The 5056-nt window shown below is 69.4% G+C and carries 3 protein-coding genes and 1 pseudogene; 1 reads left to right on the top strand and 3 read right to left on the bottom strand.

Features of this window, described 5'->3' with window-relative positions; all coding sequences use genetic code 11:
• Positions 1-543: 543 nt before the first annotated feature.
• Positions 544-813 (top strand): annotated as a pseudogene (locus ACIRVK_RS45235) (universal stress protein); the annotation flags it as partial.
• Positions 814-892: 79 nt separating this feature from the next.
• Here the strand turns inward: ACIRVK_RS45235 and ACIRVK_RS45230 are convergent.
• From ACIRVK_RS45230 to ACIRVK_RS45220, 3 genes are all read right to left on the bottom strand, one after another.
• Positions 893-3436 (bottom strand): ATP-binding protein, encoded by a 2544-nt coding sequence (locus ACIRVK_RS45230; RefSeq protein ID WP_404257969.1) that lies wholly within the window; start codon positions 3434-3436, stop codon positions 893-895.
• A gap of 1 nt (position 3437) precedes the next feature.
• Positions 3438-4121 carry a response regulator gene (locus ACIRVK_RS45225; RefSeq protein ID WP_404257967.1) on the bottom strand — a complete coding sequence of 228 codons (684 nt, stop codon included), beginning with the start codon at positions 4119-4121 and terminating at the stop codon, positions 3438-3440.
• A 133-nt stretch (positions 4122-4254) separates the two neighbouring features.
• The gene (locus ACIRVK_RS45220) at positions 4255-4923 is read right to left on the bottom strand and encodes a potassium-transporting ATPase subunit C (protein WP_404257965.1); all 669 of its coding nucleotides are present in this window, start codon (positions 4921-4923) and stop codon (positions 4255-4257) included.
• Positions 4924-5056: the final 133 nt, after the last annotated feature.

Genomic DNA, 5056 nt, shown 5'->3' with positions numbered 1-5056 from the left:
CCGTAGCCTAATCCGCCGCGCGTGGACCACCCACCGCTGGGACGACCGCCCGAACCACCGCCCATGAGTGCGCCTATCTGCGCGAGCTCTTAGCTACCTCAGCCCCCATCGAGTTCGAGGAGGAGCACTCCACCAACCAGGCAACGACCGAACCAGTGAACCTGAAACAACGTCAACCCACCCTGACCAGTTAGTCAACGCCTCCCGCGCACCGGCCCTGATCCGGATGTGGCGACACACCGACCCTGTCGGCATCCGCTCCTGGCTGTGCAACCGCCTCGACAACAGATGGGAACTCCTGCCGCTCCTGGCCGCCATCGCCCCCCGGAAGATTTCAAGTCCAGTGAGAGGGAGTGTCATTTGTGAGCCTCCACGAAGGAGTCACCTGATGAGTACGACGATGGATCACCGGATCGAGACCTCCAGCAGCGTGTCGCTTGCCGTGGCCGCCAGCAGTGTCCAGGGTGCCGACGTGAAGTCGATGCCGGTGTCGCCGAATGGTCTGTCCAGCGAGCTGCTGGAGGAGCTCGCCGCGCTCGCGGCGGTGCCCCGGGTCGGGCGCTCGTCGCGATGGCCGACCGGGAGGACGATCTCCTCGTCGTCGGCGCCGGGCGGCATGGCCCCCTGCGGCGCACGCTGCGGCCGTCGGTCGGCCGCTACTGCCTCGCGCACGCCACCTGTCCGGTCCTCGCGGTGCCGCCCTCGCCGTTGGAGGCCGCGCTGGCCGCCGCACACCGCCGGAACGCCTGGCGGCTGCGGCTGGACACCGGGCACGTGGAGAAGGAGTTCGAGACCGTGCCGCCCGAGATCTGAGGTCCCGGGCCCCGCCCGTCCCAGGCGGCCATGGCCGGCAGGCCCTGCCACCCGGAGGCTGAGCCCCCGCTCCCGCCCGTCAGGACGTCGCCGCGGCCGGCAGGTCCGGCGCCTCCTGCGCACGCTGCGGTGCCGTCGGAACGCTGAGCACCATCGTGAGGCCGCCGCCGGGGGTGTCCTCGGCGCTCAGGGTGCCGCCCATGGCTTCCGCGAAGCCGCGGGCGACGGCGAGGCCGAGTCCGACGCCGTTGCCGCGCGGGGAGTCGCCGTAGCGCTGGAAAGGTTCGAAGATGCGGTCCTTGGCGTCGTCGGGAACGCCGGGGCCCTGGTCCACCACGCGTATTTCGACGCGGTCGGCGATGGCGCTGGCCGAGACGAGGACCTTCTCCTGCGGTGGGCTGTACTTGACGGCGTTCTCGACGACGTTGGCGACAGCCCGCTCCAGCAGTCCCCGGTCCACATGGACCATGGGCAGTGTCTCCGGGATGTCCAGCTCCACGCTGTCCTCGGGAACGGCGCCCAGGGCCATGGGGACGACCTCGTCGAGGTCGGTCTCGCGGATGATCGGCGTGACGGTGCCAGTCTGGAGCCGGGACATGTCGAGGAGGTTGCCGACCAGGTTGTCGAGGCGGTCCGCTCCCTCTTCTATGGCCTCCAGCAGGTCTGCTTGATCCTCCTCGGACCACTCGACGTCGTCGGAACGCAGGGAGGTGACGGCCGCCTTGATGCCCGCGAGGGGGGTGCGCAGGTCGTGGCTGACGGCGGCGAGCAGTGCGGTGCGGATGCGGTTGCCCTCAGCCAGTTCCTTGGCCTGGTCGGCCTCCTGCCGCAGGCGCTGACGGTCCAGGACGACGGCTGCCTGGGCGGCGAAGGCAGCGAGCACCCGACGGTCGGCGGCCAGCAGCACGCGACCTGAGAGCGCCAGAGACATGTGGTCACCGACCGGTACGTCGACGTCCGCGTCGTCCGGGTCCTGACAGGGCCTCGGTCCCACGCTGCCCGCACAGGTCCACGGATCGGTCTCGCCGGCCCGTTCCAGCAAGGCCGCCGACTCCATACCGAACGTCTCGCGCACCCGCTCCAACAGCTCCTCCAGGCCGGTCTCGCCACGCAGCACGTTGCCCGCGAGGAAGGACAGGATCTCGGACTCCGCGCGCAGCCGGGCGGCCTGGTGCGTGCGCCGAGCAGCCAGGTCCACCACCGAGGCAACGGAGACAGCGACCCCGACGAAGATGGCGATGGCAACGATGTTCTTCGGGTCGGAAATGGTCAGGGTGTGGACGGGCGGAGTGAAGTACCAGTTGAGCAGCAGGGAACCCACGACCGCCGAAGCCAGCGCCGGCAACAGCCCGCCGGCCAGGGCCGCCGCCACCGTCAGGGTGAGGAACAGCAGCATGTCGTTGGCAAGGCCGACGCTCGGGATTGCGCTGGTGAGGAGCCAGGTGAGGACGACCGGACCGAGCACGCCGACAAGCCAGCCCCACATGACCCGGGCCCGTCCGAGGCGCGCCCCGCGTGCCACCGGCAGTCCGCGGCCCTTGCCCGCCTCGTCATGCGTGATCAGGTGGACGTCGAGGTCGGGGCCGGAGTCGCGGGCGACCGTGGCGCCGACGCCCGGCCCGAAAGCGTACTGCCAGCTGCGGCGACGGGAGACGCCCAGGACGATCTGGGTGGCGTTCACCCCACGGGAGAAGTCCAGCAGCGCGACCGGAATGTCATCGCCGACGACCTGGTGGAAGGTGCCGCCCAAGTCCTCCACCAGGGTCCGCTGAACGGCCAGCTCCTTCGGGGAGGCGGCAGTCAGGCCGTCGCTGCGCGAGATGTAGACGGCCAGCACCTCGCCACCGGCCCCCTTCTCCGCGAGCCGCGCCGCACGACGGATCAGGGTGCTCCCCTCAGGGCCGCCAGTCAGGCCGACCACGATCCGCTCGCGCGAGCCCCAGATGGTCGAGACATGGTGCGCGCTGCGGTACTCGGTCAGGTACGCGTCGACCCGGTCGGCCACCCACAGCAGCGCCAACTCCCGCAGCGCGGTGAGGTTGCCGGGCCGGAAGTAGTTGGACAGGGCCGCGTCGACCTTGTCCGGCTTGTAGATGTTGCCGTGCGCCATACGGCGGCGCAGCGCCTGCGGCGACATGTCGACCAGCTCGATCTGGTCGGCCCGGCGTACCACCTCGTCCGGCACGGTCTCCCGCTGCCGCACCCCCGTGATCGACTCCACGACATCGCCGAGGGACTCCAGATGCTGGATGTTGACGGTCGACACGACGTCGATCCCGGCTGCCAGCAGCTCCTCGACGTCCTGCCAGCGCTTGGTGTTGCGGGAGCCGGGGATGTTGGTGTGGGCAAGTTCGTCGACCAGCGCGACGGCGGGAGCGCGCCGCAGCACGGCGTCCACGTCCATCTCGGTGAAGGTGCTGCCCCGGTACTCGATCTCCTTGCGCGAGATCTCCTCCAGGCCGTGCAGCATCACCTCGGTGCGTGGCCGGTGGTGGTGTTCCACGAACGCGACGACACAGTCGGTGCCACGCTCGATCCTTCGGTGGGCCTCGGAGAGCATGGCGTAGGTCTTGCCGACGCCGGGCGCCGCGCCGAGGTAGATCCGGAGTTTTCCGCGTGCCATGTCATCCCTCGAAGCGGTAGCCCATGCCGGGCTCGGTGATCAGATAGCGGGGGTGGGCGGGGTCCGTCTCCAGTTTGCGTCGCAGCTGAGCCATGTAGACCCGCAGGTAGTTGGTCTTGGTGCTCTGGGAGACGCCCCAGACCTCCTGCAGGAGGTGCTTCTGCGTGATCAGCCGGCCGGGGTTGGTCACCAGGATCTCCAGCAGGTGCCATTCGGTCGGCGTCAGCCGCACGTCCCGTCCGTCCCGGACCACCTTCTTGGCGAACAGGTCGATGCTGAAGTCCCCGGTCTCGACCAGTGTCGTCTCCGGGACGAGCGGAGTGTCCTCGGTTCGACGGACGGCCGCCCGCAACCGGGCGAGGAGCTCGTTCATGTTGAACGGCTTGGTGATGTAGTCGTCCGCGCCGGCGTCGAGCGCGGCGACCTTCTCCTCGGACCCCTGCCGGGCGGACAGGACCAGGATCGGCACCCGGGCCCAGCCGCGCAGGGCCCTGATGACGTCGACGCCGTCCATGTCGGGCAGCCCGAGGTCGAGCATCACCACATCGGGCTGACGGGCGGCGGCCAGCCGCAGTGCCGTGGCCCCGTCAGGCGCGGCGTCGACGCCGTACTTCCGCGCCTGCAGGTTGATCACGAGGGCCCGCACGAGCTGCGGGTCGTCCTCCACCACCAACACCCTGGTCATGGGTGCGTGCCCTTCCTGTCGTGCGTCGGGCCGGGCGGCGCCGGACGCGAGGCAACCGACGTCATGACGGCGGGAGTTGACGGACCCGCGATGATTCCAGGCCGCCAACTCCCTCGCATGTCGCGTCATCCCATCAGTGCTTTGCCACAAGGCCCTTGAGCGCGATGTTGAGTTCCAGGACGTTCACCCGGGGCTCCCCGATGAAGCCGAGCGTGCGCCCCTCGGTGTGGTTCTTGACCAGCTTCTCGACCTGGGCGAGCGGCAGTCCGTTCTTCGCGGCGACCCGGTGGACCTGGATCTCCGCGTAGGCCGGGGAGATGTCGGGGTCGAGACCGGAGCCGGAGGACGTGACCGCGTCGGCGGGCACCTGGGATGGCGTGACCGTGTAGCCGGGCACCGAGTTGTCCTTGACGACGGCCGCCTTGGCGTCCTTGACCTGCTGGATCAGGACCTTGCTGTCGGCCGAGAGGTTCGTCGCGCCGGACAGCAGCAGCTTGTACTGCGTGTTGACGCTGTTGGCGCCGAGCCCGTTGGCCGGGCGGCCCTGGAACCACTTCAGGTCGGGGTCCGGGGTCTGCTGCCCCTTCTTCAGCGGCAGGTTGTACGACTGCCCGATCAGGGACGAGCCGACGACCTTGCCGTCCGCCTTGACCTCGGAGCCGTTCGCCTTGTCGTGGAACAGCGCCTGGGCCACGCCGGTGACGACGAGCGGGTAGATGACGCCGGTCACCAGGGTCAGCACGAGGAGGGCCCGCAGGCCCGCGCCGAGCAACCGGAGCGTGCTGGATACGGAGTTGTTCATGGCGATCAGCCGATTCCGGGGATGAGGGAGATGAGCAGGTCGATGATCTTGATGCCGATGAAGGGCGCGATCAGCCCGCCGATGCCGTAGATCGTCAGGTTGCGCCGCAGCATCTTGTCGGCGCTGACCGGCC

Origin of the sequence: Streptomyces sp. NPDC101152 (assembly GCF_044768275.1) — a bacterium.
Classification (GTDB): Bacteria; Actinomycetota; Actinomycetes; order Streptomycetales; family Streptomycetaceae; genus Streptomyces.
This window is presented reverse-complemented; position numbering and strand designations above follow the sequence as displayed.